Origin of the sequence: Rhizobium sp. AG207R (assembly GCF_027109195.1) — a bacterium.
Lineage (GTDB): Bacteria > Pseudomonadota > Alphaproteobacteria > Rhizobiales > Rhizobiaceae > Rhizobium > Rhizobium dioscoreae.
The window spans coordinates 56,457-82,473 of record NZ_JAEPVT010000003.1 but is presented as its reverse complement, the minus strand read 5'-3'; the positions used below and the strand labels follow the sequence as shown (position 1 = coordinate 82,473).

Here is a 26,017-nt window from a genome sequence, read left to right as displayed (position 1 = left end):
GATGGCTTATACTTGAAAATTCCTTACCAGCCTATGACGTGCCCGCAGCGCGTCGGCAAGCTTTTCTTTGCCATAAAAGCTTCGATAACGGAAATGTGGCCAAGGTTTGGCCTCATTTCCGCTTTCAGCGATCACTTTTTCCGAATGCCGCTTAGAGATTGCGACCGATGTTGAGGAATTTCTGGCGGCGGTCGCTGCGCAATTGTTCGCCCGAACGGCTGGAAAGCTCTGCAAGCGCGGTCGCAATCGTTTCGCCGGCCGAGCTTATCACCGCGTTCGGATCGCGATGCGCGCCGCCGACGGGCTCGGAGATGATGCCGTCGATCACGCCGAGGCTCTTCAGATCATCGGCCGTTATCTTCATGTTGGTTGCTGCTTCCTTGGCGCGCGTTGAATCGCGCCAGAGGATCGAGGCCGCACCTTCGGGCGAAATCACGCTGTAGATCGAGTGTTCGAGCATATAGACGCGGTTGCCGACGGCTATCGCGATGGCGCCGCCGGAACCGCCTTCGCCGATAACGATGGAGATGATCGGCACCTTCACGCCGAGACACATCTCGGTCGAGCGGGCGATCGCTTCGGCCTGACCGCGTTCTTCGGCGCCAACGCCCGGATAGGCACCGGCGGTGTCGACCAGCGTGATGACGGGCAACTGGAAGCGGTCGGCCATTTCGAGGATACGGATCGCCTTGCGATAGCCTTCCGGCCGGGCGCTGCCGAAATTATGCTTCAGGCGGCTCTTGGTATCGTTGCCTTTTTCCTGGCCGATGAGGGCGACCGGCTGGCCGCGGAAGCGAGCAAAACCTGCCTGGATCGCGGCATCCTCGGAGAATTGGCGATCGCCGGCCAGCGGTGTGAATTCCGTAAACAGCGTACTGGCATAATCGACGAAATGCGGGCGCTGCGGGTGGCGGGCGACCTGCGTCTTCTGCCAGGCGTTGAGCTTGGAATAGATGTCGGCCATCGCCTCGCGGACGCGGATTTCAAGCCGCCCGACTTCCTCGGACGTGTCGATGCTTTCGTCTTCGCTCGCCAGTTTCTTGAGCTCGTGAATCTTGCCTTCGAGATCCGAGATGGGTTTTTCGAAGTCCAGATAATTGTGCATGAGGTGCGTTTCCGATCCTTTTGCCCGTGACGAGAGATGGCGGCTTCAGCCTGTGTGCCGGTCCTAATCCTGTTTTTTTGCCTGTTTGGCAAGGGGGTGATGCGTTTGGACCAGCTGATGAAGGCGTTCTTCCAGCACATGTGTGTAGATTTGCGTCGTCGAAATGTCCGAATGGCCGAGAAGTTCCTGCACGACGCGCAGGTCCGCGCCGTTGGCGAGAAGATGGCTCGCGAAGGCATGGCGCATCACATGCGGTGAAATCATCGAAGGCGTCAGGCCCGCCCGAATGGCAAGGTCCTTGAGATCGCGCGCAAAAACCTGACGCGGCAGATAGCCCTGCCTGGAAGCGGCGGGGAAAAGCCACGGACTTTCGGGGGCAGGGTTCTTAGCGTTTGCCGCAATCTCGGCCTGCAGCCGCCCATAGCTTTTCAGCGCCGAAATGGCCGACTGCGACAGCGGTACCAGCCGCTCCTTGTTGCCTTTGCCGCGGATCATCAGGAAGCGGCCTTCCTGATCCAGCACCTTCGCCGGCAGAGAGATGAGCTCGCTCACACGCATGCCGGTGGCATAGAGCATTTCCAGGAGCACCAGCATGCGCAGGCGCTGCAGCCGGTCCGGTCCGTCGGCCGCGGCCTCCTCCTCAGCCTGGCTCAGAAGCCTCGTCACGTCGTCGACGCCCATCGTCTTCGGAAGGGCGCGGCCCTTCTTGGGAGCATCGAGGATCCCCGTCGGGTCGTCTGTGCGCAGACCTTCAGCATAGAGGAACTTATAGAATTGCCGCATGGCAGAGAGCCGGCGTGCCTGCGAGGACGGTTTGAAGCCCTGGCTCGACAGGTTGGAAAGATAGGCTCCCAGGTCGCTGGAGCTGGCTTCCGTCAGGCGGACTCCTTGCCCGGATAGGAATGAATGAAGATCGTCGAGATCACGCTCGTAGGATTGCAGCGTGTTGACGGCAGCACCCCGCTCGGCGCTCATCATTTCCAGAAAGGCTTCCAGATGCACTCGCCCCAGATCTCTCTTGCCCGCTCGTATATTTTCGGCTTGCGCGCTCATGGTTTCAGTGAGCCTGTCGTCGGAGGATTGAGGCGTTCGGGGGCAATGCGGATCGTCACATCACGTGGCTGGGGATCGACGAAGAGCACCAGAGCCCACATTGCTCCATATATCGATCCGGCGATGACCGCGCAGATGACAAGGAAGCGAAATAGGGTTGGCATTCGAAAACTCTCCTTCGCCGTTCATTGGCGCGGCGATGCGCAATAATTATGTCCTTCAAGGGTTAGCTGAAGGATATTGCAGACATGTTTACGATAGCGGCGTCTTGACGCTACCGGTGCATTTGACGATACCGTTTCCAAAGAAATTGTGAATGGGCCGATGAGTGAACAAGTCCTGACCCTTGCCGAGAGCCTTAAAGACAGGGCGCGTGCTGCGCTCGGTCAGCGCAATCTCGTCTTCGTGGGATTGATGGGAGCAGGAAAATCCTCGATCGGCCGGCCAGTCGCGCAGCAGCTCGGCCTTCCCTTCGTCGATACGGATATCGAGATTGAGCGCGTGTCGCGCATGACGATCGCCGAACTGTTTGCCGCTTATGGCGAGCAGGAGTTCCGGGCGCTTGAAACGCGTGTCATCAAGCGGCTGCTCAAGGGCGGCCCGCGTGTCGTCTCGACCGGCGGCGGTGCCTTCATCAACGAAAGCACGCGGCTGCATGTCAAGCGCGGCAGTCTTTCCGTCTGGCTGAAGGCCGACCTCGACGTCTTGTGGGACCGCGTCAACAAGCGCGACACACGGCCGTTGCTGAAGACCGAGAATCCGAAACAGACCCTCGAGAACCTGATGAATGCGCGCTATCCGATCTATGCGGAAGCCGATATCACGGTTCTCTCCCGCGACGTAAGCAAGGATATCATGGTCAGGGAAGTCCTTGCCGCGATTGCCGAGGGAAAGAAAGCAGAAAGCAGAATACCATGAATGCGATCACACCGGCTTCCGCTGAGCGTCTCGTGCGCGTGCCTCTCGGCGAGCGTGTCTATGACATCCTGATCGGCCCCGGCCTGATCGCGCGTGCGGGCCAAGAGATCGCAGCCCGGCTGAAGGGGCGCAAGGCCGCCGTCATCACTGATGAAAATGTCGCGCCGCTTTACCTCGATGCTTTGGTTGCGAGCCTTGAAGCGGCCGGTATCCAGGCTTCCAGCCTCGTGTTGCCCGCTGGCGAAAAGACAAAAAGCTTCGAGCATCTGATTACCGTTTGCGATGCAGTGCTGACGGCGCGTGTGGAGCGCAACGATGCGGTGATCGCACTTGGCGGTGGCGTCATCGGTGATCTCTCCGGCTTTGCTGCCGGCATCGTGCGCCGCGGCGTTCGTTTCGTCCAGGTGCCGACCTCGCTGCTGTCGCAAGTGGATTCGTCCGTCGGCGGCAAGACCGGCATCAACACCCATCATGGCAAGAACCTGGTCGGCGTCTTCCACCAGCCTGATCTCGTCCTTGCCGATACCGATGTGCTGAATACGCTGAGCGAGCGTGAATTTCGTGCTGGCTATGCCGAAGTCGCCAAATATGGCTTGATCGACAAGCCGGATTTCTTCGCCTGGCTGGAAGCCAATTGGAAGGATGTCTTCTCGGGTGGTGCCGCTCGCATCGAGGCGATTGCCGCCAGCTGCCAGGCAAAGTCCGATGTCGTCGTTGCCGACGAACGCGAAAACGGCCCGCGTGCGCTGCTCAATCTCGGCCATACCTTCGGCCACGCGCTGGAAGCCGCCACTGCCTATGACAGCCGCCGGCTGGTGCATGGCGAGGGTGTTGCGATCGGCATGGTGCTGGCGCATGAATTTTCCGCGCGCCTCAATCTGGCAAGCCCGGATGATGCCAAGCGTGTCGAGGCGCATTTGAAGGCCGTGGGCCTGCCAACGCGGATGGGCGATATTCCGGGCGAGCTGCCGCCGGCCGAAGCGCTGATGGATGCGATCGCGCAGGACAAGAAGGTCAAAAGCGGCAAGCTCACCTTCATCCTCACGCGTGGCATCGGTCAGTCCTTCGTTGCGGACGATGTACCGTCTTCCGAAGTCCTGAGTTTCCTGAAGGAAAAACATCCCTGATGACCGTCGAGGGCACGCTGGCTGTTTTGTGGGAATATTGGCCCGAGATTATATCGATCGTGGCCCTGGTGCTGCTTTCCGCCTTCTTTGCCGGCTCGGAGACGGCGCTGACGGCGGCTTCGCGCAGCCGTATTCATACATTGGAAGCCAACGGCGACAGGCGTGCCGGCATCGTGCGGCTCTTGATAGAACGTCGCGACCGATTGATCGGCGCGCTGCTGATCGGCAACAATCTCGCCAATATTCTGTCGTCCTCGCTTGCGACCAGCGTGTTCCTGGGTCTGTTCGGCAATTCCGGCGTGGCGATCGCCACTGCCGCCATGACCGTCATCCTCGTCATTTTCGCGGAGGTTCTGCCCAAGAGCTGGGCCATTGCGACGCCGGATCGCTTCGCGCTGAATGTCGCCAGTGCGATACGCCTTTTCGTCATCGTCGTTGGGCCCGTGTCGAGCGTCGTCAATGCCATCGTGCGCCAGATCCTGGGCATTTTCGGCGTCAATCTCTCGCGGGAAGTGTCGATGCTGTCGGCGCATGAGGAGTTGCGCGGCGCCGTGGATCTGCTCCACCGCGAGGGTTCCGTGGTCAAGGCCGACCGCGACCGTCTGGGCGGCGTTCTCGATCTCGGCGAGCTGGAACTGTCAGATATCATGGTTCACCGCACGGCAATGCGCGCCATCAATGCCGATGATCCGCCAGAAGTGGTCGTGCGTGCGATCCTCGACAGTCCGTATACGCGCATGCCGCTCTGGCGCGGCACCATCGACAACATCATCGGCGTCGTACATGCCAAGGATCTGCTGCGGGCGCTGGCGGAACGCAATGTCGAGCCGGAAAATCTCGATATCGTCAAGATCGCGCAAAAGCCCTGGTTCGTGCCCGACAGCACCAATCTCGAGGACCAGCTCAACGCCTTCCTGCGCCGCAAGCAGCATTTCGCCGTCGTCGTCGACGAATATGGCGAGGTGCAGGGCATCGTCACGCTGGAGGATATTCTGGAAGAGATCGTTGGCGACATCGCCGATGAGCACGATCTGGATATCCAGGGCGTGCGGCAGGAGGCCGACGGCTCGATCGTTGTTGACGGAGTCGTGCCGATTCGCGACCTGAACCGCGCGCTCGACTGGGATTTGCCCGACGAAGAGGCGACGACGATTGCCGGCCTCGTCATCCACGAATCGATGACCATCCCTGAAGAGCGGCAGGCCTTCACGTTCTACGGCAAGCGCTTCATCGTCATGAAGCGCGAAAAGAACCGCATCACCAAGCTGCGCATCCGTCCCGCGGAGTCGGAAGAGGCGAAGCCGGCTTAAGGCGTCCCCAGCGCCCTACCAGCGCACCGTCTCTCCCGGAGCTGCTGGCTCTACCGCCAGCGCGTGCAGCCCCGCCTCCAGTTCCGGCTTCAATAACTCGTTGATCGCCCTGTGGCGCGCGAGGCGCGGCATGCCGGAAAACTTGGCGGACACGATGCGAACTCTTATATGAGTTTCGCCCGTCCCGGTCATGTCGGGCTGATGACCCGCATGCAGGTGGCTCTCGTTGATGACGGCAAGGCGCTCGGGCGCGAAGGCATCGGTGAGCTTCCGCTCAATGCGGGATTGCAGTGTCGTTTCCATATTCCCGCGTCGACCTCGCTTGCGAAAAAAAGGCTCCCACAAAGCCTATAACATTCCTGTTTGTCAATTCTTGTTGTGGGGTATCCAAGGCCCCATAATTAGGACGCCATGAGACTTGATTCAAAATATTTCGATCGCATCCGCACCCGCCGCAAGCGCGCGCAGGAGCCCGAACAGGGTCCTCCGACGTGCCAGTGGGACGGCTGCGACAAGCACGGTACGCATCGCGCCCCGGTGGGGCGCAATGCGGAAGGGCAGTTCTTTTTGTTCTGCTTCGAGCACGTCAAGGAATACAATAAGGGCTACAATTATTTCTCCGGCCTCTCGGACGGGGAAATCGCGCGCTATCAGAAGGAAGCCATCACCGGCCACCGTCCGACCTGGACCGTCGGCGTGAACAAGGCTGCCAGGAACAGCCCGCTTCATTCCGATATCCGCTCGGGCGCCTATTCCCGCGTTCGCGACCCCTTCGGCTTCGTTAGGGAAGGCGAGGGCCAAGGTCGCGGCCCGCGTTTTCCGCAGCAGCGCAAGCTGAAAACGCTGGAGGCGAAAGCCTTCGACACCATGGGTCTCGGCGCCAATGCCTCGGCTCCGGAAATCAAGCGCCGCTACAAGGAATTGGTGAAAATGCACCATCCCGACGCCAATGGCGGCGACCGCGGCTCGGAAGAGCGCTTCCGCGCAGTTATTCAGGCCTATCAATTATTGAAGCAGAACGGTTTTTGTTAATTCCCGTCCTTGCTCTCCGCCTTCAATCAGGTATGGTCCAAATCGGCTGAAGCTGCGGGCAACCGCGGCAGGGTGCGCATTTGGCTGGCTGCACCTCGGTCAACTTTCCGGGCGCGGCGTTTCTTGTCCGGGGACTCTGTTCAAGGATGCTCGCAAGCGATCATATTATCGCGCCGAGATTTTGCTTTAGTCCCGGAGAAGTATCGCCGCTGTTCCGACCGGACGGATGCGGGCAACAAGCTGCGGCGTTTCGGATAAATCGGCTGAGTTTGATATGGCAGGGTGAGAGCCACCCGCCCTGGAGACATGATGAGCAAGATTGACCTTGATATTTCCGAGATCCCCGATACCACAGTTTCGGTCCGCGAAGTCTTCGGCATTGATTCCGACATTCGCGTGCCCGCTTACAGCCAGGGCAGTGCCTACGTGCCCGATCTCGACACGGACTATCTCTTCGACCGCGAGACCACGCTCGCCATTCTCGCCGGCTTCGCTCATAACCGCCGTGTGATGATCTCGGGCTATCACGGCACCGGCAAGTCCTCCCATATCGAGCAGGTCGCCGCGCGCCTCAACTGGCCGTGCGTGCGTATCAACCTCGACAGCCACGTCAGCCGTATCGATCTCGTCGGCAAGGATGCGATCGTCGTCAAGGATGGCCTGCAGGTCACCGAATTCAAGGACGGCATCCTGCCCTGGGCCTATCAGCACAATGTCGCGCTCGTGTTCGATGAATATGACGCCGGCCGCCCGGACGTGATGTTCGTCATCCAGCGCGTGCTGGAATCCTCGGGCCGTCTGACCCTGCTCGACCAGAGCCGCGTCATCCGTCCTCACCCGGCCTTCCGCCTGTTCGCAACCGCCAATACCATCGGTCTCGGCGACACGACCGGCCTCTATCACGGTACGCAGCAGATCAACCAAGCGCAGATGGACCGCTGGTCGATCGTGACGACGCTGAACTACCTGCCGCACAACAATGAAGTCGATATCGTACTGGCGAAGGTGAAGTCCTTCCGCAACGACAAGGGCCGCGACACCGTCTCCAAGATGGTCCGCGTTGCCGACCTGACGCGCGCTGCCTTCATGAATGGCGATCTGTCGACCGTCATGAGCCCGCGTACCGTCATCACCTGGGCCGAAAATGCGGAAATCTTCGGCGATGTCGCCTTTGCTTTCCGCGTCACCTTCCTCAACAAGTGTGATGAGCTGGAACGGCCGCTGGTTGCCGAGCACTATCAGCGCGCGTTCGGCGTCGAGCTGAAGGAAAGTGCCGCCAACATCGTGCTCGAAGCCTAAGGAAAAGCCGACACATCATGTCAGGTCGCGGAGATAATTCCAAAGCGAAGCCGGGCGCCCCGGTGGACATGGAGCCGTTGCGCCGGGCGATCAGCGGCTGTGTCCGCTCGATCGCCGGCGATGCCGAGGTCGAGGTGGCCTTTGCCAATGAACGCCCGGGTATGACCGGCGAGCGCATCCGCTTGCCGGAGCTTTCGAAGCGGCCGACAGCCCATGAGCTCGCGGTGACGCGCGGCCTTGGCGATTCGATGGCCCTGCGGCTTGCCTGTCACGATGCCCGCGTGCATGCCGTCATGGCGCCGCAAGGCGCGGACGCCCGCTCGATCTTCGATGCTGTGGAGCAGGCGCGTGTCGAATCGATCGGCTCGCTGCGCATGAGCGGTGTTGCCGCCAACCTCAACTCCATGAATACGGAGAAATACGCCAAGGCGAATTTCTCCGGCATCGAACGGCGCGAGGATGCGCCGATCGGTGAAGCCATGGCGATGATCGTGCGCGAGAAGCTGACCGGCCAGAAACCGCCGGAAAGCGCCGGCAAGGTGCTCGATCTCTGGCGCCCCTTCATCGAGGAAAAGACCGGCGGTCAACTCGACAATCTGCTGTCTGCCATCAACGACCAGCAGAGCTTCGCCCGTGTCGTCCGCAACATGCTGACGGCTATGGAAATGGCCGAGGAGTATGGCGACGAGCAGTCGGAACCCGACAGCGAGGATCAGCAGAGCGAAGAAGACAAGCCGAGCGGCGAGGATCAGAACGACGACGACGTCAAGGAAGACGAAGGCGCCGACGCCGCCCCAGCCGAAGATAGCGAAGCTTCCGACGAGCAGATGGAAGACGGTGCGACCGAAGACGGCGGCGAGATCTCCGACGACGATATGAGCGAAGAGGGCGAGGAAGATTCGGAAACGCCGGGCGAAACCCGTCGTCCGAACACGCCTTTCGCCGACTTCAACGAGAAGGTCGACTACCACGTCTATACGGAGGAGTTCGACGAGACCACGACGGCGCAGGAGCTGTGCGACGTGGCCGAACTCGAGCGCCTGCGTGCCTTCCTCGACAAGCAGCTTGCCCATCTGCAGGGCGCCGTGGGCCGGCTCGCCAACCGCCTGCAGCGCCGTCTGATGGCGCAGCAGAATCGCTCCTGGGACTTCGATCTGGAAGAGGGCTATCTCGATCCGGCACGCCTACCGCGGCTGATCATCGATCCGATGCAGGCGCTGTCCTTTAAGATGGAGCGCGATACGCAGTTCCGCGACACGGTGGTGACGCTGCTGATCGACAATTCCGGCTCGATGCGCGGTCGTCCGATCACGGTTGCCGCCTCCTGTGCCGATATTCTGGCCCGCACGCTGGAGCGCTGCGGTGTGAAGGTCGAGATTCTCGGCTTTACCACCAAGGCGTGGAAGGGCGGCCAAGCGCGTGAAAAGTGGCTGGCCAGCGGCAAGCCGCAAACGCCGGGCCGGTTGAACGACCTGCGCCACATCATCTACAAGTCCGCGGACGAGCCCTATCGACGGTCTCGCAGTAACCTCGGTCTGATGATGCGCGAAGGCCTGCTCAAGGAAAACATCGACGGCGAAGCGCTGATCTGGGCGCATAACCGCCTGCTCGGACGCCGAGAACAACGCCGCATCCTGATGATGATCTCGGATGGTGCGCCGGTCGATGATTCCACGCTGTCGGTCAATCCAGGCAATTATCTGGAGCGGCATTTGCGCGCCGTCATCGACCAGATCGAGACGCGCTCGCCGGTGGAATTGCTTGCCATCGGTATTGGCCATGATGTGACGCGCTACTATCGCCGCGCCGTCACCATCGTCGATGCTGATGAACTGGCCGGCGCCATGACGGAGCAGCTTGCCTCGCTTTTCGAGGATCAGACGAGCATGCCGCGCTCGCGCATGCGCCGCGCCAGCTGAGCCCGCTGTGGCGTTTATCGGCATCGGCCTTATGGCCGGCGTCTTTTTCGGACGAGATCGCCGGTTCGCGACGCTGGCCGGTTGCCGCGAAATCCGTGTGTTTCATTGCGATGGTCGCGGGTCTGCTTTCGGGCTGCGGTTCCGGAAATGACGCCGACGAGCGTGGCAAGGCGGCAATTCAGGCCCAGGTCATTTCCACCTTCAAACGAGGCTCGGATCAAACGCGCTTCGGCGCGCTGGAATTTCTCAGCGGTCTTGAGTTCAGCTCGGACAATGCGCTTCTCGGCGCTGTTTCGGCCATTCGTTTTCGTGACGATCAGCGGCATTTCATTTCGGTCCTGGATACCGGCCACTGGTTCACCGGCACCATCGAACGCGACCAGGAGGGGCGGCTGAAGGGGATCAGCGATGCGCGGATTGCGCCTATGATCGACCGCTTCGGCGAGACGGATGCGGGCGATGGGGCCATGGATGCCGAAGGCTTGGCGCTGCGCGGCAATCACGTCCTCGTCAGCTACGAACAATATCACCGCGTCGATGCCTATCCCGATCCAGGCTTTGAGATTTCGCCGCCCGATGGCAGCATGCCCGTTCTTATCCCGAGATGGGAACTGCGGTCCAATCGCAGCCTCGAGGCACTGATGATCGCGCCGCAGTCGAGCCCGCTTGCCGGTGGGGCTGTTATCGTCGCCGAAGACAGTCTGGATGATCAGGGTAATCTGTTCGCCGCCGTTCTGGACGGGCCGCTTCAGGGGCGCTTCACCGTGAGGCGCCATGGCGGCTTCAATGTCAGCGACGGCGTCTTTCTGCCTGATGGTGACCTATTGCTGCTGGAGCGGCGCTTCGGGCTGATCCATGGCCTCGGCGTGCGTGTCCGCCGCATCGTCGGTGCGGATATCAAGCCGGGCGCTGTCGTGGACGGCAAGGTGATCTTCGAGGCGGGCTCCGGAGATCAGATCGACAATATGGAGGGTCTTGATGTCTTCCGCGCGGCCGACGGTTCCCTGCATCTTGTCATGGTCTCGGATGACAATCATTCGATTCTGCAGCGCAGCCTGATGCTGGAGTTCAAGCTGCATGATGACAATATCGTCAGCCAGAATTGAGAGCGGGCGAGCGGCCTGGTTTTCGGCCGCTGCCATCCTTCTTTGTCAAAAAATGGTGCCGCTCGCCATACTGCGTCGCGCAGCGGACTATTCGGCTGTCAGGCGGTCGGCGCCTGCGACATCGGCTTCAGCATGTTCATCAGCGCGCCATAGGGCAGCAGCATCACGAGGCCGACGGTCACCTTGACTGAGAAATCGCCGATCGCCCAGGATACCCAGCGCGGGGCCGAGGTGGAGAAAGCGCCGAGGATCGGAGCCCAATCGATCGCGAAGGGATCGTTCGGACCGAAGAAGACGAAGAAGGGCGCGAAGGCGAAGGAGAAAAAGATCAGAGTGTCCAGCATCGAGCCGATGAGCGAACCGAACAGTGGCGCGCGCCACCAGGCCATGCGGCGCAGGCGGTTGAAGACCGAGATGTCGAGCAGCTGGCCGGCAAGATAGGCCGAACCGGAGGCGATCGCGATGCGCGGCTGAGCCGTGTAGAACGACAGCGCGACACCGACGACGAAGCCGGCAAAGACGACCTTGCGCGCGGCCTTGGGGCCGAACTGGCGGTTGGTCAGATCGGTGATGAGGAAGGCGACTGGATAGGTGAAGGCACCCCAGGTGAGGATATCCGCGAGATTGATGCCGGCGAGGCTGACCTGCAGCGGATACTGCACGAGGATGTTGGAAGCGACGACGACCAGCGTCATCAGCAGAACGTAGATAAGGGTATGACGTATCGTCAGCATTTTTTTATCCTGGGAGATGCCACCAGTTGAAAGAAACCGGACATGGAAAAAGGCTTGTCCGGATATGATCCGTGCAAGCCTCTTAGCCGGTATGAAATCGCGAAATGCTAGCGCTGCTTAGGCAGCAACGGCAGCTTCAGCGGACTTCTTGACGATCTGGCGACGCAGCAGGCGAGCGCGCATGCTGAGTTCGTTTTCGCTTGCCTTCAAGAGGAAAGCGTCCAGACCACCGCGATGCTCGACCGAACGCAGCGCTGCAGCGGAAACGCGCAGGCGATAGCGCTGGCCGAGAACGTCGGAAATCAGCGTGACCTGGCAGAGGTTCGGCAGGAACCGACGCTTGGTCTTGTTGTTGGCGTGGCTAACGTTGTTGCCCACGAGGACGGCCTTGCCGGTCAATTCGCACATGCGGGACATGGTACACCTACTTTTGTTTTTCTCGGCCATCGGATAGACATACCGGGCAAAACCCGGCGCGCAATCCAACAGGCCATAATTGGAAAGTTGCGGTTCTATAGTCAGAGAGGCTGGCCGCGTCAAGCCAAACCTTGTGTTTTCCCGCAATTCCGTCAAAAAGCTGCTGTTGTCTGACGCTCGCAGCAGGCGAGCAAAGCAACTATATAACTTGCCTGATCCTCGTTGAAGGCCCTGATCATGGTTCAAATTCGGAAGTGGCTTCTTATTTCAGCGATCGTCGCGTCAATGCCGTCGATGGCACTGGCCGACGTGCTGCGGCATGAAGCGCGCTATCGCGTTTCGCTGGCCGGCCTGCCGATCGCCAGGGCGGATTTCAAGACCGAGGTCACGGGCAAACAGTTCACCATTCGCGGCGATATCACCTCGGCAGGCCTTGCAGATCTCGTTACCTCGATCGATGCGAAGACCGATGTGACTGGGGTCGTCAACGACAGCAAGCTGCAGGCGACCCACTACACGCTCTTCTACAAGAGCGGGAAGAAAGAGCGCACCTATGATGTCGCCTATACCAACGGCAATGTGACGTCGAATACGATCACGCCCGAGCCGAAGCGTCCGGACACCTGGGTCCCCATCACGGAAAGCGACTTGAAGTCCGTGCTCGATCCGATATCGGGCATGATCTTCCCGATCACGCCCAGCCTCAACCTCTGCAACCAGACGCTGGCCGTCTTCGATGGCGAGATGCGCATGGATCTGAAGCTGTCGCCAAAGGGATCGCATCCTTTCTCGACCGATGGCTTCAAGGGCAAGACCATTGCCTGTGGGGTGCGCTTCACGCCGAAGAGCGGCTACAAGAGCACCCGCAAGGATTATCTCTACCTCGCCAAGAGCGACAATATGGAGATCTGGTTCGCCAAGGCGGATACGATGAATGTCTATGCCCCGGTCTACGTCCGCATCCCGACGCAATACGGAACGGTGACGATTACGGCCGTAAAATACGGCAGCTAGACCGGCTGCTGTTTTCACGGAAACGCTTGACGATTCTCGCCATTGTTTCTACGCAATTCCACGAAAATTGCTGTGTATTTTCGTGGAATTGCTTTGGCGGGCTGGGGACGTCCGCGGCGATAAGCTGGGGGCAGGGATGAAATTTCGCGCGACGTTGACAGGCTTTTCAGCCATTCTGATGTGGTCGTTTCTGGCGCTTTTGACTGTCGCCTCCGGCAAGATGCCGCCCTTTCAGCTGCTCGCCATCTGCTTTGCCATCGGCAGCATTCCCGGCATTGTGGTGCTGTTGCTGCGGCCGGAGCGTTTGCAGCTCCTGCGCCATCCCGCCAAGGTCTGGATAACAGGCATTGCCGGCCTGTTCGGCTATCACTTCCTCTATTTCACGGCATTGCGCCATGCGCCGGCCGTGGAGGCAGGGCTGATTGCCTATCTCTGGCCGCTGCTGATCGTCGTCGGTTCGGCGTTGCTGCCCGGCGAGCGGCTGCGTTGGTATCACATCGTCGGCGCGCTGATGGGGCTGGCGGGTACGGTTCTGATCGTCGGCCGCAACGGCTTTCATTTCGAAGGCGCCTATGCCGTCGGCTATGGCGCGGCGTTTCTCTGTGCCTTCACCTGGTCGGGCTATTCCTTGATAACGCGCCGCTTCGAGGCCGTTTCCACAGATGTCGTCACCATCTTCTGTCTGGTCACGTCGATTCTCTCCTTTTTCTGCCACCTTGGCCTGGAGGAGACCATCTGGCCTGAGAGCGTGCCCCAATGGATCGCCGTGCTTGGATTGGGTCTTTTTCCTGTCGGCGCGGCTTTTTATGCCTGGGATTACGGCGTCAAGAACGGTGATATCCAGATCCTCGGCGCGGCAAGCTATGCCGCACCGCTGCTCTCGACGCTGATCCTGACGTTGTTCGGTTTTGCCGAGCCGAGCTGGGGCATTGCGCTTGCTTGCCTGCTCGTGACGGGAGGTGCGGTGCTGGCCGCCCATCGCATGATCCTGCGCCGGGATGATGTCGTGCGGACGCAGGCGGAAGCGGCGGAATAGCTCCGCCGCCCTCGCTGCCGTTTATTTCTTGAAGACTTTTTCCAGGAAGGCCGCGAGCGACGGCCGCCAGACATCCATCTCATGCTGGAGGTCGGGGTATTCATGGTATTCGTGCTTGATCTTCTTGGCGTCGAGCGTCGCCTTCAAGCCGGCTACGTCCTTGCCGACGACCTGATCCTTGCTGCCGACGGTCACTGTGAAATTATGCAGCGCCTTGTTGATCTTTTCCGGTTCGCTCAGCACGGCATCTACCGCCTTGTTCGGAACGGTCGTCGTGCTGACGCCGCTGAAGGTTGCGACCCAGCCGAAGGTATCCAGATGTGAAAGGCCGGATACGAGAGCCTGATAGCCGCCCTGCGACAAGCCGGCAACGGCGCGGCCGCTCGCCTCGTTCCGCACCCGATAATGCTTCTTCATGTAGGGGATAAGGTCTTCCGTCAGCTCACGATCGGCCGCCTCGGCATTGGCCGGATAGAAATTCGCGCGACGATCGGCGGCCGGGAAGTTTTCGGCGATCGCATTCGGTACGTCGGTTTCCGTATCGGGAATGACGACGATCATCGGCTCGATCTTCTTTTCGGCAAGGAGATTGTCGAGGATCTGTGGCGCGCGGCCCTGGAGCACCCAGGACCCCACGGTATCGCCGAAGCCGTGATAGAGGTAGAGCACCGGCAGCGGCTTGGAGGAATCGGTGTAGCCGGGCGGCGTGTAGACATACATCTGCCGTTCCGAATCGAGCGCCTTGGAATGCAGGGTCACCAGCCGCAGGTCGCCATGCGGCACGTTGCGGATATCAAGAATGCTGCCGGGCACTAGGATCAGGCTGGTATTGACCTGCCGTTGCGGCTTCGGCGCATTGGTGCCGGTGTCGATGCTGCGGAAGCCGTCGACGTTGAAGTAATATTCGTAGAGGTTCGGCTTCAGCACCTCCGTCTTCGCGCTCCATGTGCCATCGTCGCTGCGTTGCATGGCGAGGGGATCGCGCGAGCCCAAAGTGACGGAAACCGCTTTTGCCGCCGGCGCATAGAGGCGGAAGGTGATAGACCCATCCTTCTCTACCGCGGTCACGAAGTTCTTCAGTGACTTGTCGGCCGGCGGCGAGGCCGGAGCATCAAGGGCAAAGACAGGGGCGCTCATGACGCAGCCTGCTGCGACGAGCAAAGGAAACAACAAACGCACGAAAAAACCTCCTCCGGATGAATCAATTTTCACTTTCCCCGTGTAAAGCTGACACAGCGCGTCGCTTTTTCAAGACCGTCGCTGCGCGCTGTCTGGCCGCATCCTGCGTGATGTCAATGAAAGGTAGAAAAGGGTCAGTCTGAGGCCGGCTTCCAGTCAGGTGGCGCCATCTCGAAGCTCGAAAATTCGAAGCCGGGTGCGACCGTACAGCCGACGAGCGTGAATTGCCCGAGGCTTTCGGCCGACTGCCACCAGTTGGCCGGAATGATTGCCTGCGGGCGCTCGCCCTTTGCCAGATCCATGCCGAGAACGAGTTTTTCACTCGCCTTGCCGTCGGCCGAGCGATGCAAAGCGAGGGGGGCGCCGGCATAGTAGTGCCAGACCTCGGCGGCGTCGTGCACCCGATGCCAGTGCGAGCGCTCGCCCGCCTCCAGCAGATAGTAGATGGCGGTGGAGTGGCCTCTCGTGCCGCCGTTCTCGTCGCGAAACGTCTGCACGTACCAGCCGCCTTCCGGATGCCGCTGCATGGAAAGCGTTTCGATGATCTCTTTTGCCTGCATCAGAAATTGTCCTTGCGCTTGCGGATCTCGGCGAAGACTTCTTCGTTGCTGCGGCTTTCCATCAGCAGATGGCGGCGGATTGCCGGATCCGCGGCGCGCAGGAACGGGTTCGTTTCCTTCTCAAGCGCCAATGTCGTCGGAATGGTGAACTTGCCTTCCGCCCTCAAGGCTTCGATATCCGCGGCGCGCGCCTTCAGCCGCTCGTTGTCGGGATCGATGGTCAGCGCGAAGCGGGCGTTGGAGAGCGTATATTCATGGCCGAAATAGACGGCCGTTTCGTCCGGCAGCACGGCGAGCTTCTGCAGCGAGGCCCACATATCCGCTGCCGGCCGTTCGAACAGGCGGCCGCAGCCGAGCGCAAACAGCGTATCGGCAGCAAAGAGCAGCTTGTCGTCGGCAAAATGATAGCAGACATGGCCGGCGGTATGCCCGGGCGTTTCGATGACATTGACCGTATGGCCGGCGAACTCGAACGTATCCCCATCAGCGACGGCGCGATCGAGGCCCGGAATGGCGACGGCCTCGTTGATCGGGCCGATGATCTCGCAGCCGAACTGCTCCTTCAGCGCCAGGTTGCCCTCGACGTGATCGGTATGGTGATGCGTGGTCAGGATATGGCTGATGGTCCAGCCACGACGATCAGCGGCCTTCAGGATCGCATCTGCTTCCGGAGCGTCGATCGATGCCGTCAATCCGGTTTCGGGATCATGGACCAAGACGCCGTAATTGTCGGAACGGCAGATAAAAATCTCTAATTCCAATGGTTTCATGATCGAAATCGTCCTCATCTTTTCCGTGAGTAGAGAATGTAAGCCGTTCGGCCTTGAAGTCCAACGTTCGGCTGATAACATTTGTTTCGATGCATACCGATATTGTCGATCTCCGCCAGTTTTATCATTCCGAGCTTGGTCGCTTGGCGGAGCAGTCGATTGCCATGGCGCTTTCTTCCATCTGGGCACGTATGCCGGAGGAGCGGCTCGTCGGCCTTGGCTATGCCGTGCCCTATCTCGATCGTTTTCGTGCCGATACCGAACGCACTTTCGCCTTCATGCCGGCGGGGCAGGGCGCGGTGAACTGGCCTATGGGGTCGGCCTCGGCGACAGCATTGATCTTCGATGAGGAATTGCCGCTGCCCGACAGTTCGATCGACCGCGTGCTGATGGTGCATTCTCTGGAGTTCGCTGAAAGCCCGCGCGAGACGCTGAAAGAGCTTTGGCGCGTTCTGGCGCCCGGTGGTCGGCTTGTTATTGTCGTGCCGAACCGTACCGGCGTATGGGCACGCATGGAGCACACGCCATTCGGCTCCGGCCGGCCCTATTCGCGCGGCCAGCTGACGTCGCTGCTGCGCGAGACCAATTTCACGCCAGGCGCGACCGCGGAGGCGCTGTTTTTTCCGCCCTCGAAGCTGCGCACCGTGCTGCGGCTGCGCCGCGCCTTCGAGCGGGTTGGCCGCACCCTGTGGCCGGCGTTTTCCGGCGTCATCATCGTCGAGGCGCAGAAACGGCTTTATCAGGGCCTGCCCGTTGCCGTTCGCGCCTCGCGCCGTGTCTTCGTGCCGGTGCTGGCGCCGCGTGGCATACCGACGACCCGTGATGGCGCGTGACGCTTTCGTCGTAGCGCCGACACTCGACAAATTTATCAATCCGCTTTAATGCGACGGGGTGTCATAAACCGGAATTTTCCGGTCTTTCCCAAGGTCGATCCCATGAGCATGGAAATGAGCAAGCCCGTCCCGCGTCCCGGCATCCTCGATATAGCCGCCTATGTGCCGGGCAAGGAGCATGCGCCGGGCGTTGCGCGCGTGTTCAAGCTCTCCTCGAACGAGACGCCGCTTGGCGCCAGCCCCAAGGCCATCGAAGCCTTCCGGAGTGCTGCCGGCAATCTCGAGCGCTATCCGGACGGACAGGCGAAGGAATTGCGCCAGGCGATCGCCGATGTGCATGGGCTGAATGTGGCCAATATCCTCTGCGGCGCCGGCTCGGACGAACTGCTCGGGCTGCTCTGCCACACCTATCTCGGCACCGGTGACGAAGGCATCATCACCGAACACGGCTTCCTGGTCTACAAGATCCAGATCATGGCCGCCGGCGCGACGCCGGTCACCGTCAAGGAGAAGGATTGCACCGTCGATGTCGACGCGATCCTCGCGGCGGTCACCGAGAAGACCAAGATGGTCTTCATTGCCAATCCTGGCAATCCAACCGGCACTTACGTCCCGGTAAGCGAGATCCGTCGCCTGCAGGCGAGCTTGCCGAAGCATGTCATTCTCGTGCTCGACGCGGCCTATGCCGAATATGTTCGCCGCAACGACTACGAGGCGGGTCTCGAGCTCGTTTCGGCGAACCAGAATGTCGTCATGACCCGTACCTTCTCCAAGGTCTATGGCCTTGCGGCCCTTCGTATCGGCTGGATGTACGGGCCTGTCGATATCGTCGATGCGATCAACCGCGTGCGTGCTCCGTTCAATCTGAACAGCGCCGCCATTGCCGCCGGAGCGGCTGCCATTCGCGATCAGGCCTTTACGGAAAAGGCTGTGGCATACAACACGCTCTGGATCGGGAAGATGACGGCTGCGCTCGAGGCCCTCGGCCTCAGGGTGACGCCGTCGGTTGCGAATTTCGTCCTGATCCATTTCCCCGACAGCGACGGCAAGCGTGCGGCCGAGGCCGATGACTTTCTGACGAGCCGCGGCTATATCCTGCGCGCTGTGCGCGCTTACGGCTTCCCGAATTCGCTGCGCCTGAGCATCGGTACCGAAGAGGCCAATCTCGGCGTCATCGACGCTCTGACCGAGTTTATGGGACGCAAGGCATGAGCAACATCCAGTTCGATCGCATTGCGCTGATCGGCATCGGCCTGATCGGCTCTTCCATCGCCCACGACATCAAGCGCCTCGGTATCGCAAAGGAAGTGGTGATCTCGACACGCAGCGCCGAGACGCTGAAGCGTGCCGAGGAGCTGAAGCTCGGCGACCGCTATACGCCGTCGTCGGCCGAAGCAGTGAAAGGCGCCGATCTCGTCATCGTTTCCGTGCCTGTAGGCGCCTCCGAGAGCGTCGCCAAAGAAATCGCGGCGCATCTGAAGCCGGGCGCTATCGTCACCGATGTCGGTTCGACCAAGGCGTCGGTTATTGCGCAGATGCAGCCGCATATGCCGTCCAATGTGCATTTCATTCCGGGCCATCCGCTCGCAGGTACGGAAAAGTCCGGCCCAGATGCGGGTTTCCCGGGGCTGTTCAAGGGGCGCTGGTGCATCTTCACGCCAGTTCCGGGCACAGACGAGGCGGCGATCAAGACGCTGCGCACCTTCTGGGAAACCTTAGGCTCCCGCGTCGACGAGATGGATCCGGAGCATCACGACAAGGTGCTGGCGATCGTCTCGCATCTGCCGCATCTGATAGCCTATAACATCGTCGGGACCGCCGACGATCTGGAGACGGTGACCGAATCGGAAGTCATCAAATATTCCGCCTCCGGCTTCCGTGACTTCACGCGCCTCGCCGCGTCCGATCCGACCATGTGGCGCGACGTCTGTCTGCACAATCGGGATGCCATATTGGAGATGCTGTCGCGCTTCTCCGAGGATCTGGCATCGCTGCAGCGTGCCATCCGCTGGGGCGACGGCGACAAGATCTTCGAACTTTTCACCCGCACCCGCGCCATTCGCCGTTCGATCGTCGAAGCCGGCCAGGATGTCGACGTGCCTGACTTCGGCCGTCATGCGCTGGATGTGAAGGAATAGGCATCCCTATACGACGGAGGGGCGCTTATGATCGTCAGGCGCGCGCGTTCCGAAGATTTGTCCTGGCTCCTTGAGCATGATGACGCCAGTGAAGACTGGATTGGGCGCTGCATTGCGTTCGGTGAATATTTTGTGGCCGAGCGGGATGGCAAACTCCTCGGCTTCCTGCGCTTCAGCCGCTTTTGGGGCAAGATACCTATATGGATATGATCCGCGTGCTGCCGCTACACCGGCGCGAGGGTCTCGGAACTGCTCTGTTCCACGCCTGGGAAAGCGCCATGATCGACGAGGGCGCCAAGCATCTGATGACATCGAGCGAATGGGCGCAAGCCGAGCCACAGGCCTGGCACCGCCGCAACGGCTTCAAGCCAGCTGGCAGCATCGACCTCCGTATCGTCCAGCCGAGCCCGGAGATATTCTTTGTGAAGGATATCTCCGACGCCCGCAGAGGATAGGCTTCAGATCGGCGGGATCTTTCCGAGCGGGATGAAGCCGCTGAGTGAGAGGCGACCTCGATCGGCGGTGAGATCGACGGAGACCTTATCCGCGCCATTGGCCAGCGCCTTCAGCATCTTCGTCGCCGTCTTGATGATGTTCTTGGCGGCGGGAAGCGTCGTGGTCAGGCTATCGCCCCAGGGCCCGATCTGATTGATCTCCAGCTTGAACTGCCCGGACAGAAAACCCTCATCGTCAAAGTTGAAAGGTCCGGAAAGCGTCATGATGCGGCCATCGCCGATATCGATGACGGCCTGATGCAGCATGCCTGCCGAGCCGCGAAGCCCCTCCCGGTCGCTGCCATCGAGCAGGCCGGCCTTGCCGGACAGCGTCACCTTGGCGCTGGTCGATGCGGTGGGCAATGTCTGCGGGAAGTCTTTGATGACGGCATTGGCATTTTCGACGCCGATCGCGAAATCCAGATCGCTGCCATTCTGATTGGCGTGCATCTCCGTGTGGGCAGCGGTGACATTAAGGCTCTGGCCGGTGACGGAGGAGACGATGCCGGCCTTCAGCCCTTCGATGACAGTCTGAGTCTGAGCGACGCCGCGGCCCTTGGCGATAAGGTTCGATTGCAGATCGGCCCATTCGGCCGATACGGTCAGGCCTTCCGTCGTGCGCAACTCGGCGGGGGATTTCAGGCTCCAGCTCACATGGTTGGGTTGGAAGACCGGTGCGGAGGCGCTGAGCCTGTCGAAATTGGTGGAGACGCCGCGCGTCGGGTTGTCGACCGTCACCGTGTCGCAGGTCAGGCCTATGGAGAAGGGGAAGCCGTTGAAGGCCATGTTCTCGCATTTGCCGGCAATGCCGGCGCTGTTCTGCTGGCCGAGCGCCTTCAGGACATTGGTCCTGACGAAACTGGTCGCATAGTACCAACCGCCGGTGTAAAGACCGGCTAGAACCACCACAAGCCCAAAAAGGATGAGCCACAGACGCTTGCCTCGACCGGTCGTTACGCTCTGGCTTGACGCTGCCATGTTGTTCTCCAATGGTTGGACTGAAGCTTCACAGTGATTTGGCGTTGGATATGGACGAATTTTGGGTGTTTGGCTACGGATCCCTCATGTGGAATCCGGGCTTTGGTTATGACGAGCGGGCCGAGGCCCTGATTTTTGGCTATCGTCGCTCACTCTGCGTCCGTTCCTGGGTCCATCGCGGCACGGAAGAAAACCCCGGCCTCGTCCTCGGGCTCGATCGTGGCGGCTCCTGCCGGGGCATGGCCTTCCGGGTTCCGGCCTCCGATTGGGATGAGGTGCTAACCTATCTGCGCGAGCGCGAACTCGTCACCAACGTCTATCTGGAAAAGAACTTGCCGATTCGGCTCGCCGACGGGCGGCGCGTGATCGCCGTCGCCTATGTCGTCGATCGCAATCACCGGCAATATGCCGGCTCGCTGGATGCAATCGAGGCCGCGCACGTGGTGGAAGCTGCCAATGGGCGTTCCGGCCCGAATGACGCCTATCTCTTCAATACGCTGACGCATCTGCGCGACATGGGCATCCGCGATCATTGGCTCGAACAGGTTGCCGGCGAAGTGGAGCGGATGCGAAAGGCATCCTGAACCTGTCGCCTGGCGTTGAGAGCTCGCTCAGACTGCGGCGGTAACGGGTTTTGCCTTGGCGATTTCCGCGAGACGTTGCGCCGCCGTCGGCGGAACCGGCAGCTTCGGGTTGTTGGCGATCGTTTCGACCAGCAGCTCGTCGCTTGCTCTTTCCGTCTCCTCGATCAGGCGCGCGAAAAAGGCATCCGGGTCCATGCCGGGCTCGATCGGCGGCAGGATGCGCACCTTGATATGGCCGGGATATTTGCGGAAGGTGCGGCGCGGCCAGAAAAGGCCCGGATGCATGGCAACGGCGACGACGGGGATGCCTAGGTCGCGATACATGCGGGCGATGCCGTATTTGTAGACCGGCTCGGCGCCCGGCGGCCGTCGCGTGCCCTCGGGGTAGATGATGAGCTGGCGACCCGTGGCGAGCTCTTCGCGCGTGCGCTTCAGGACATCGAACATGACCTTGCCGCGGGCGCCGCGATCCACCGGGATCATGCGCTGTTTCCCGGCATACCAGCCGAACAATGGGATCCACATCAGCTCGCGCTTCAGGATATAGACCGGATCGTCGAGATAGGGCAGCAGCGCAAATGTATCCCAGAAGGATTGATGCTTGGGCGCGAAGATGAAGCTGCCTTTGGGGATATTTTCCAAGCCCTCGATCTCGAAGGTGGTGCCGACGATCTTCTCCATCAGCCAGGTGCTGGATTTCGCCCATGCCTTCGGAATTGCATAGGCCGCCTTGCGCGGCATGAGGAAGTAAATCGGCGCCAACACGATCATGCGAATGATTAGATTGGCATAGAAGGCTGTGTTGAAAAGGATCGAACGCAGGATAATCATTGAGGCTTTCCCAACGCACCGGCTTGCGCCGGCATTCGAAGGTTTGCCTACACGATTACGACGTCAATAAAAAGTCGGTGCATGCACGGTTTTGCGCGACAGGCCTTAGTCGTCGTCCTCGATCGGCTGACGCGAACGCAAGCCGGTCGGGCGTCCAAGTCCAGTGATGTTGCGGGCGCCGGCAAGGAGCACCTTGGCATATTCCGCGATCATCGTGCGCAGCGCATTCGGGTCCGTGAACCAGTTCTTGCTCTTCAGATCGGAGTTGACGACCGGATAGGGAATGAAATCGGTCGAGGGATCCACGTATTTCAGTTCTGCGAGGCTGCGGGGCATATGGTAGTTGTTCGTGACAACGAGAACGCTCTTGTAGCCCCTGGCGTGAATCCACTTTGCCGCTTCGCGGGCATTGCCGATCGTATCGAGCGCGTCATAGCCGATGTCGACGCAGCAGCTGAACAGGCTGGCGGAACTCTGGGTCAGCTTGCGGATTTGCGTTGGCGTGGTGGTCGGATGTGCGCCCGATATCAGCAGGCGGTTGCCGGCACCGGTGCGCAGCAGCTCCACCGCCTGATCGATCCGCTGATAGCCGCCCGTCAGCACGACGATGGCATCGGCCTTCGGCTCGAGCGGCGGCTTCAAGGTGGTGATCGAATCGGCGAAATGCAGGAAACCGCCGAAAACGATGGCGACCAAAAAAATGAAAGCGAAGCCGCCCCAGCGCAGGAGACGGCGGAACAGGCTGCGGCGCACGGGTCTATCGCCGCCGGGTCGTGCCCGCAGCGACTGCAAACTCACGGACTTGCGAGTCGTCAGATCCATGCTCATGATTCGCTATTATACGCCAATTGCGGCAATGAACGGGCTGGCAAACGGTAAAAAAACATCGCTGAAGCGTCAATTCGGTACGCTATCCGTCCGCCCGGGATCGGAACGGACCAGATCGATCTCGTAAATCGTGCGCATGACGGTGAATCGCGCCGTCAGCGTCGTCAGCAGCGCGATGATGATCATGGTGGCGAGAATGCCGACATAGCCGAGCGCGCCGACGGAGAAAGTCCCGAACAATGCCGTTGCCTGGTCGGTCTGCGGCGTGGCGATCGTATGGCTCTGCAGAAGGCCAGCTGTTGCGAAAAACAAGGCGGCGAGCGCGCTGCCGGCTCCCGAGCCTTTGAGGCTGATCTTCAGGAAATGCTTCTGGAATTCATTGGCGACGAAGGTGCTTTCGGCGCCGACGAAATGCAGGACTTCGACGATATGGCGATTGCCCGACAATGCGCCGCGCGTGGCGAAGACCACCGTCAGGACCATGGCGGTGAAGACGAGCAGCAGGACGCCGGTGCCGATGAGAACGGTGGTGTGCGCCATGGATACCAGCCGGTCGACCCAGGTGCGATGGTCGTCCAGGGTCGCCTGCGGGATCTGTGCCTTGAGCAGGCTGCGCATCGCCTCGAAATCAGGCGGATGCGTCTCGTCGATGGTGATGATGACGAGGCGCGGGACGGGCAGTTCCTTGATGTCGAGGCCGGCGCCGAGCCACGGCTCGAGCAGGCGTGCAGTCGCCGCCTCGTCGACGATCTGGCCTGATTTGGTGCCGACGAAGCTCAATGCGATGTCGCGGGCGCTCGCGAGTGCCTTTTCCATGTCGAGATTGTCGTCCGGCTTGATCTGGATCGTGATCTCGCGGGAAATCTGGCTCTCCCAGCTTGCCGCCGTCGAGCGCACCATGCTGACCGCACCGAGCGTCAGGCAGGCAAGAAAGGCCATGATGGCGATGACGACAATCAGCGCATTGCCCTGAATGTTCGAGGACGGCACGATTGGTCCCGTCGGGCGCACGCGCATTTCCGGGCGCTTGCGTTCTGCGGGTGCTGCAGGCGCCTGCCGTGCTTGCGGAGCTCCGGTGTTCGGGGCTGTCCTGCGGGGGCGGGGGTCAGTCATAGATATCGAGATGCCCCCCCGATAGGATCATGCGCCTCGCCTCGATCTGGTCCATCAAAGCGAGATCGTGCGTGGCAATGACGACGGCGGTGCCGAGACGGTTGAGTTCCAGAAAGAGATTGAGCAGGCGGCGTGCCATCGGCGGGTCGACATTGCCCGTCGGTTCGTCGGCAAGCAGGATTTCCGGGCGGTCGATGAGGGCGCGGGCGATCGCGGCGCGCTGCTTTTCCCCACCGGAGAGAACCGGCGGCAGCACATTGATGCGCTCGCCGAGGCCTACCCATTTCAGCAGTTCCAGGACGTCGGTGCGGTAGGAGCTTTCGTCCTTGCCGCGCACGCGGAGTGGCAGGGCGACATTTTCATAGGTCGTCAAATGCTCGAGCAGCCGGAAATCCTGAAAGACGATGCCGACACGGCGGCGCAGCAGCGGCAGCTCATTGCGCGGGATCGAGGAAATCTCCCGGTCGAACATGCGGATCAGCCCACGCGTCGGCTGCAGCGACATGAAGAGCAGCCGCAGCAGTGTCGTCTTGCCGGCGCCGGAAGGGCCGGTCAGGAACTGGAACGATTTCCTCGGTATGTCGAAGCTCAGGTCGCGGAGGATCTCCGGACCCATGCCGTAGCGCAAACCGACGTTCTCAAAATGAATCAACGGGCAGTCCAGTCTTCCGCAGGGTTCAATCAGGCGACTTGTTAACCAATGGCATTAACAGCCGGTAAATTTTTCTGGAAAGGCGCCCTATTCATGGCGATCTTTGCGAAGCATTAACCAATAAAATTTACGACTGGGCAGGATTCGTTTCAATGCCCAGATTGGCAATGGGCGTCGAAACCATGTGGATCACCGCAACGGGAGGCCATCATGGGCGCTTTTCGCCACCGTCAACAGCAGGCGGGGATGATTTATGATCTCATTCCGCCCGAACGCGGAGCGGGGTCGAGCCCGGTGCATTACGTCATGCCGAAACCCGATATCGTCGACGCCGAATTCGTGACCGTTTCCGCCGCACGCGGGCGGCCAGCATCGGGCGTCAATATGCGCTATGGCGGACGTAACCAACCTAGACCTCAGCCAGTGACGCGCAAGACTACCTTCTCGCGCATCCTCACCGTTCTGCGCGTAACCGAGGAAATCTTGCAGCGGGCATCGCGGCGCAGCTTCGTGGCGCTCATCATCTGCCTTGCAATCTTGATCTTCGGCCTTTCGGGCGGTTTTTCCGGTCTTTCCGGCGCATCCGCCGAGGCGACATCCGATCCGCTGCAGTTCTCGCATGTGACACTGACGCCGAGGGATGAGAACGGGCTGCCGGTCCTGAGATTGAACGGCATCATCGAGAATGTCAGCGGTGCCACGCTTTCGGTTCCGCAGGTGCGTGCCGATCTCTTTGCCGGCGATCAGCTGGTCAGAAGCATCGTCGTGGATACGCCGGTTGATCGTCTCGGACCGCATGAAAGCCGCGGATTCTCTACAAGATTGCAGCATCCTGGTGGAAAAACGCCGGATGTCCGGCTTTCCTTCATGCCATAGGGGGTGTGTCCAAGCCGCTGAGTGTGCTACGGGCTACTGCTTTAGAGTGCTACAGCGACCTTGACGCGTCGTATGCGACGTGCGGCGCTGTAGAGCTTGATCGGCGGCCAG

The 26,017-nt window shown here is 60.6% G+C and carries 28 protein-coding genes and 1 pseudogene; 15 read left to right on the top strand and 14 right to left on the bottom strand.

What is annotated here, in order from left to right:
* Nucleotides 1-151: 151 nt before the first annotated feature.
* From JJQ51_RS07925 to JJQ51_RS07915, 3 genes are all read right to left on the bottom strand, one after another.
* A complete protein-coding gene (locus JJQ51_RS07925; protein ID WP_145322060.1) occupies nt 152-1,105 on the bottom strand; it encodes an acetyl-CoA carboxylase carboxyltransferase subunit alpha in 954 nt (317 codons plus the stop codon).
* Between the two features lie 63 nt (nt 1,106-1,168).
* Nucleotides 1,169-2,158, bottom strand: coding sequence for a site-specific tyrosine recombinase XerD (xerD, locus tag JJQ51_RS07920; RefSeq protein WP_269244500.1), 990 nt, complete (start codon nt 2,156-2,158; stop codon nt 1,169-1,171).
* Nucleotides 2,155-2,322 carry a hypothetical protein gene (locus JJQ51_RS07915; RefSeq protein WP_167078112.1) on the bottom strand — a complete coding sequence of 56 codons (168 nt, stop codon included), beginning with the start codon at nt 2,320-2,322 and terminating at the stop codon, nt 2,155-2,157. The genes xerD and JJQ51_RS07915 overlap by 4 nt, the downstream gene beginning before the upstream one ends.
* Before the next feature lie 160 nt (nt 2,323-2,482).
* On the opposite strand from JJQ51_RS07915, the gene JJQ51_RS07910 reads away from it, so the two are divergent.
* The 3 genes from JJQ51_RS07910 to JJQ51_RS07900 are packed head-to-tail and all read left to right on the top strand — an operon-like array spanning nt 2,483 to nt 5,513.
* A complete protein-coding gene (locus JJQ51_RS07910; RefSeq protein ID WP_069612905.1) occupies nt 2,483-3,076 on the top strand; it encodes a shikimate kinase in 594 nt (197 codons plus the stop codon).
* Nucleotides 3,073-4,203, top strand: a complete 1,131-nt coding sequence (gene aroB, locus JJQ51_RS07905) for a 3-dehydroquinate synthase (protein ID WP_269244499.1) — start codon at nt 3,073-3,075, stop codon at nt 4,201-4,203. Before JJQ51_RS07910 ends, aroB begins: the two co-directional genes overlap by 4 nt.
* Nucleotides 4,203-5,513, top strand: coding sequence for an HlyC/CorC family transporter (locus JJQ51_RS07900; protein WP_113333925.1), 1,311 nt, complete (start codon nt 4,203-4,205; stop codon nt 5,511-5,513). Before aroB ends, JJQ51_RS07900 begins: the two co-directional genes overlap by 1 nt.
* 15 nt (nt 5,514-5,528) lie before the next feature.
* Here the strand turns inward: JJQ51_RS07900 and JJQ51_RS07895 are convergent, their stop codons facing one another.
* The gene (locus JJQ51_RS07895; RefSeq protein ID WP_113333926.1) at nt 5,529-5,816 is read right to left on the bottom strand and encodes a BolA family protein; all 288 of its coding nucleotides are present in this window, start codon (nt 5,814-5,816) and stop codon (nt 5,529-5,531) included.
* A 108-nt stretch (nt 5,817-5,924) separates the two neighbouring features.
* On the opposite strand from JJQ51_RS07895, the gene JJQ51_RS07890 reads away from it, so the two are divergent.
* From JJQ51_RS07890 to JJQ51_RS07875, 4 genes are all read left to right on the top strand, one after another.
* Nucleotides 5,925-6,545 carry a J domain-containing protein gene (locus JJQ51_RS07890; RefSeq protein ID WP_069612909.1) on the top strand — a complete coding sequence of 207 codons (621 nt, stop codon included), beginning with the start codon at nt 5,925-5,927 and terminating at the stop codon, nt 6,543-6,545.
* Nucleotides 6,546-6,854: 309 nt separating this feature from the next.
* Entirely contained in the window at nt 6,855-7,844 is a 990-nt protein-coding gene (gene cobS, locus JJQ51_RS07885) for a cobaltochelatase subunit CobS (RefSeq protein WP_095436016.1), read from the top strand.
* A gap of 17 nt (nt 7,845-7,861) precedes the next feature.
* The gene (gene cobT / locus JJQ51_RS07880) at nt 7,862-9,763 is read left to right on the top strand and encodes a cobaltochelatase subunit CobT (protein ID WP_269244498.1); all 1,902 of its coding nucleotides are present in this window, start codon (nt 7,862-7,864) and stop codon (nt 9,761-9,763) included.
* Nucleotides 9,764-9,873: 110 nt separating this feature from the next.
* On the top strand, nt 9,874-10,869 hold the full coding sequence (locus JJQ51_RS07875) for an esterase-like activity of phytase family protein (RefSeq protein WP_269244678.1): 996 nt from the start codon (nt 9,874-9,876) through the stop codon (nt 10,867-10,869).
* 98 nt (nt 10,870-10,967) lie between these two features.
* Here JJQ51_RS07875 and JJQ51_RS07870 read toward each other — a convergent pair whose 3' ends face one another.
* Both JJQ51_RS07870 and rpmB read right to left on the bottom strand, forming a co-directional pair.
* The gene (locus JJQ51_RS07870) at nt 10,968-11,603 is read right to left on the bottom strand and encodes a queuosine precursor transporter (protein WP_113333929.1); all 636 of its coding nucleotides are present in this window, start codon (nt 11,601-11,603) and stop codon (nt 10,968-10,970) included.
* Nucleotides 11,604-11,720: 117 nt separating this feature from the next.
* The gene (gene rpmB / locus JJQ51_RS07865; RefSeq protein ID WP_069612914.1) at nt 11,721-12,020 is read right to left on the bottom strand and encodes a 50S ribosomal protein L28; all 300 of its coding nucleotides are present in this window, start codon (nt 12,018-12,020) and stop codon (nt 11,721-11,723) included.
* A gap of 237 nt (nt 12,021-12,257) precedes the next feature.
* Between rpmB and JJQ51_RS07860 the strand changes: the two genes are divergently transcribed.
* Together JJQ51_RS07860 and yddG are read left to right on the top strand one after the other, a co-directional pair.
* Nucleotides 12,258-13,034, top strand: coding sequence for a DUF3108 domain-containing protein (locus JJQ51_RS07860; protein ID WP_269244497.1), 777 nt, complete (start codon nt 12,258-12,260; stop codon nt 13,032-13,034).
* A gap of 136 nt (nt 13,035-13,170) precedes the next feature.
* A complete protein-coding gene (gene yddG / locus JJQ51_RS07855; protein WP_269244496.1) occupies nt 13,171-14,070 on the top strand; it encodes an aromatic amino acid exporter YddG in 900 nt (299 codons plus the stop codon).
* 21 nt (nt 14,071-14,091) lie between these two features.
* Here the strand turns inward: yddG and JJQ51_RS07850 are convergent, their stop codons facing one another.
* From JJQ51_RS07850 to gloB, 3 genes are all read right to left on the bottom strand, one after another.
* Complete coding sequence (locus JJQ51_RS07850) at nt 14,092-15,249, bottom strand: esterase (RefSeq protein ID WP_269244495.1); 1,158 nt, start codon at nt 15,247-15,249, stop codon at nt 14,092-14,094.
* Between the two features lie 134 nt (nt 15,250-15,383).
* Nucleotides 15,384-15,809, bottom strand: a complete 426-nt coding sequence (locus JJQ51_RS07845) for a cupin domain-containing protein (RefSeq protein WP_113333931.1) — start codon at nt 15,807-15,809, stop codon at nt 15,384-15,386.
* Nucleotides 15,809-16,579, bottom strand: a complete 771-nt coding sequence (gloB, locus tag JJQ51_RS07840; RefSeq protein WP_113421404.1) for a hydroxyacylglutathione hydrolase — start codon at nt 16,577-16,579, stop codon at nt 15,809-15,811. The genes JJQ51_RS07845 and gloB overlap by 1 nt, the downstream gene beginning before the upstream one ends.
* A 53-nt stretch (nt 16,580-16,632) precedes the next feature.
* Here gloB and JJQ51_RS07835 point away from each other — a divergent pair, with 53 nt between their 5' ends.
* The 4 genes and pseudogenes from JJQ51_RS07835 to JJQ51_RS07820 all read left to right on the top strand — a co-directional run bounded on the left by JJQ51_RS07835 (nt 16,633) and on the right by JJQ51_RS07820 (nt 20,005).
* Nucleotides 16,633-17,412 (top strand): class I SAM-dependent methyltransferase, encoded by a 780-nt coding sequence (locus JJQ51_RS07835; RefSeq protein ID WP_069612917.1) that lies wholly within the window; start codon nt 16,633-16,635, stop codon nt 17,410-17,412.
* Nucleotides 17,413-17,514: 102 nt separating this feature from the next.
* Entirely contained in the window at nt 17,515-18,624 is a 1,110-nt protein-coding gene (gene hisC, locus JJQ51_RS07830; protein WP_269244494.1) for a histidinol-phosphate transaminase, read from the top strand.
* Complete coding sequence (locus tag JJQ51_RS07825) at nt 18,621-19,550, top strand: prephenate/arogenate dehydrogenase family protein (protein WP_269244493.1); 930 nt, start codon at nt 18,621-18,623, stop codon at nt 19,548-19,550. The genes hisC and JJQ51_RS07825 overlap by 4 nt, the downstream gene beginning before the upstream one ends.
* A gap of 27 nt (nt 19,551-19,577) precedes the next feature.
* Nucleotides 19,578-20,005 (top strand): annotated as a pseudogene (locus JJQ51_RS07820) (GNAT family N-acetyltransferase).
* A gap of 3 nt (nt 20,006-20,008) precedes the next feature.
* On the opposite strand, the gene JJQ51_RS07815 reads toward JJQ51_RS07820, so the two are convergent.
* Nucleotides 20,009-21,022: a DUF2125 domain-containing protein gene (locus tag JJQ51_RS07815; RefSeq protein ID WP_145636297.1), complete on the bottom strand. Its 1,014-nt coding sequence runs from the start codon at nt 21,020-21,022 to the stop codon at nt 20,009-20,011.
* 11 nt (nt 21,023-21,033) lie between these two features.
* On the opposite strand from JJQ51_RS07815, the gene JJQ51_RS07810 reads away from it, so the two are divergent.
* Nucleotides 21,034-21,606, top strand: a complete 573-nt coding sequence (locus JJQ51_RS07810; RefSeq protein WP_113354222.1) for a gamma-glutamylcyclotransferase — start codon at nt 21,034-21,036, stop codon at nt 21,604-21,606.
* Nucleotides 21,607-21,633: 27 nt separating this feature from the next.
* Here the strand turns inward: JJQ51_RS07810 and JJQ51_RS07805 are convergent, their stop codons facing one another.
* The 4 genes from JJQ51_RS07805 to ftsE all read right to left on the bottom strand — a co-directional run bounded on the left by JJQ51_RS07805 (nt 21,634) and on the right by ftsE (nt 25,030).
* Nucleotides 21,634-22,437 (bottom strand): lysophospholipid acyltransferase family protein, encoded by an 804-nt coding sequence (locus tag JJQ51_RS07805; RefSeq protein ID WP_269244492.1) that lies wholly within the window; start codon nt 22,435-22,437, stop codon nt 21,634-21,636.
* A 105-nt stretch (nt 22,438-22,542) separates the two neighbouring features.
* Nucleotides 22,543-23,265 carry a YdcF family protein gene (locus JJQ51_RS07800; RefSeq protein WP_269244491.1) on the bottom strand — a complete coding sequence of 241 codons (723 nt, stop codon included), beginning with the start codon at nt 23,263-23,265 and terminating at the stop codon, nt 22,543-22,545.
* A gap of 69 nt (nt 23,266-23,334) precedes the next feature.
* Complete coding sequence (locus JJQ51_RS07795) at nt 23,335-24,378, bottom strand: cell division protein FtsX (RefSeq protein ID WP_374430473.1); 1,044 nt, start codon at nt 24,376-24,378, stop codon at nt 23,335-23,337.
* Nucleotides 24,371-25,030, bottom strand: coding sequence for a cell division ATP-binding protein FtsE (ftsE, locus tag JJQ51_RS07790; protein ID WP_015341323.1), 660 nt, complete (start codon nt 25,028-25,030; stop codon nt 24,371-24,373). The genes JJQ51_RS07795 and ftsE overlap by 8 nt, the downstream gene beginning before the upstream one ends.
* A 210-nt stretch (nt 25,031-25,240) precedes the next feature.
* Between ftsE and JJQ51_RS07785 the strand changes: the two genes are divergently transcribed.
* Nucleotides 25,241-25,906, top strand: a complete 666-nt coding sequence (locus JJQ51_RS07785) for a hypothetical protein (protein ID WP_269244490.1) — start codon at nt 25,241-25,243, stop codon at nt 25,904-25,906.
* Nucleotides 25,907-26,017: the final 111 nt, after the last annotated feature.

Excerpts from the sequence above, each read along its gene's own strand:
- xerD (WP_269244500.1), bottom strand. The coding sequence starts at position 2,158 with ATGAGCGCGCAAGCCGAAAATATACGAGCGGGCAAGAGAGATCTGGGG.
- JJQ51_RS07795 (WP_374430473.1), bottom strand. The coding sequence starts at position 24,378 with ATGACTGACCCCCGCCCCCGCAGGACAGCCCCGAACACCGGAGCTCCG.
- JJQ51_RS07815 (WP_145636297.1), bottom strand. The coding sequence starts at position 21,022 with ATGGCAGCGTCAAGCCAGAGCGTAACGACCGGTCGAGGCAAGCGTCTG.
- JJQ51_RS07845 (WP_113333931.1), bottom strand. The coding sequence starts at position 15,809 with ATGCAGGCAAAAGAGATCATCGAAACGCTTTCCATGCAGCGGCATCCG.
- gloB (WP_113421404.1), bottom strand. The coding sequence starts at position 16,579 with ATGAAACCATTGGAATTAGAGATTTTTATCTGCCGTTCCGACAATTAC.
- JJQ51_RS07875 (WP_269244678.1), top strand. The coding sequence starts at position 9,874 with ATGGTCGCGGGTCTGCTTTCGGGCTGCGGTTCCGGAAATGACGCCGAC.
- cobS (WP_095436016.1), top strand. The coding sequence starts at position 6,855 with ATGAGCAAGATTGACCTTGATATTTCCGAGATCCCCGATACCACAGTT.
- aroB (WP_269244499.1), top strand. The coding sequence starts at position 3,073 with ATGAATGCGATCACACCGGCTTCCGCTGAGCGTCTCGTGCGCGTGCCT.
- JJQ51_RS07860 (WP_269244497.1), top strand. The coding sequence starts at position 12,258 with ATGGTTCAAATTCGGAAGTGGCTTCTTATTTCAGCGATCGTCGCGTCA.
- JJQ51_RS07785 (WP_269244490.1), top strand. The coding sequence starts at position 25,241 with ATGGGCGCTTTTCGCCACCGTCAACAGCAGGCGGGGATGATTTATGAT.
- JJQ51_RS07805 (WP_269244492.1), bottom strand. The coding sequence starts at position 22,437 with ATGATTATCCTGCGTTCGATCCTTTTCAACACAGCCTTCTATGCCAAT.
- JJQ51_RS07870 (WP_113333929.1), bottom strand. The coding sequence starts at position 11,603 with ATGCTGACGATACGTCATACCCTTATCTACGTTCTGCTGATGACGCTG.
- JJQ51_RS07910 (WP_069612905.1), top strand. The coding sequence starts at position 2,483 with ATGAGTGAACAAGTCCTGACCCTTGCCGAGAGCCTTAAAGACAGGGCG.
- JJQ51_RS07800 (WP_269244491.1), bottom strand. The coding sequence starts at position 23,265 with ATGAGCATGGATCTGACGACTCGCAAGTCCGTGAGTTTGCAGTCGCTG.
- JJQ51_RS07925 (WP_145322060.1), bottom strand. The coding sequence starts at position 1,105 with ATGCACAATTATCTGGACTTCGAAAAACCCATCTCGGATCTCGAAGGC.
- JJQ51_RS07900 (WP_113333925.1), top strand. The coding sequence starts at position 4,203 with ATGACCGTCGAGGGCACGCTGGCTGTTTTGTGGGAATATTGGCCCGAG.
- rpmB (WP_069612914.1), bottom strand. The coding sequence starts at position 12,020 with ATGTCCCGCATGTGCGAATTGACCGGCAAGGCCGTCCTCGTGGGCAAC.
- hisC (WP_269244494.1), top strand. The coding sequence starts at position 17,515 with ATGAGCATGGAAATGAGCAAGCCCGTCCCGCGTCCCGGCATCCTCGAT.
- yddG (WP_269244496.1), top strand. The coding sequence starts at position 13,171 with ATGAAATTTCGCGCGACGTTGACAGGCTTTTCAGCCATTCTGATGTGG.
- JJQ51_RS07915 (WP_167078112.1), bottom strand. The coding sequence starts at position 2,322 with ATGCCAACCCTATTTCGCTTCCTTGTCATCTGCGCGGTCATCGCCGGA.
- cobT (WP_269244498.1), top strand. The coding sequence starts at position 7,862 with ATGTCAGGTCGCGGAGATAATTCCAAAGCGAAGCCGGGCGCCCCGGTG.
- JJQ51_RS07890 (WP_069612909.1), top strand. The coding sequence starts at position 5,925 with ATGAGACTTGATTCAAAATATTTCGATCGCATCCGCACCCGCCGCAAG.
- JJQ51_RS07810 (WP_113354222.1), top strand. The coding sequence starts at position 21,034 with ATGGTTGGACTGAAGCTTCACAGTGATTTGGCGTTGGATATGGACGAA.
- JJQ51_RS07895 (WP_113333926.1), bottom strand. The coding sequence starts at position 5,816 with ATGGAAACGACACTGCAATCCCGCATTGAGCGGAAGCTCACCGATGCC.
- JJQ51_RS07825 (WP_269244493.1), top strand. The coding sequence starts at position 18,621 with ATGAGCAACATCCAGTTCGATCGCATTGCGCTGATCGGCATCGGCCTG.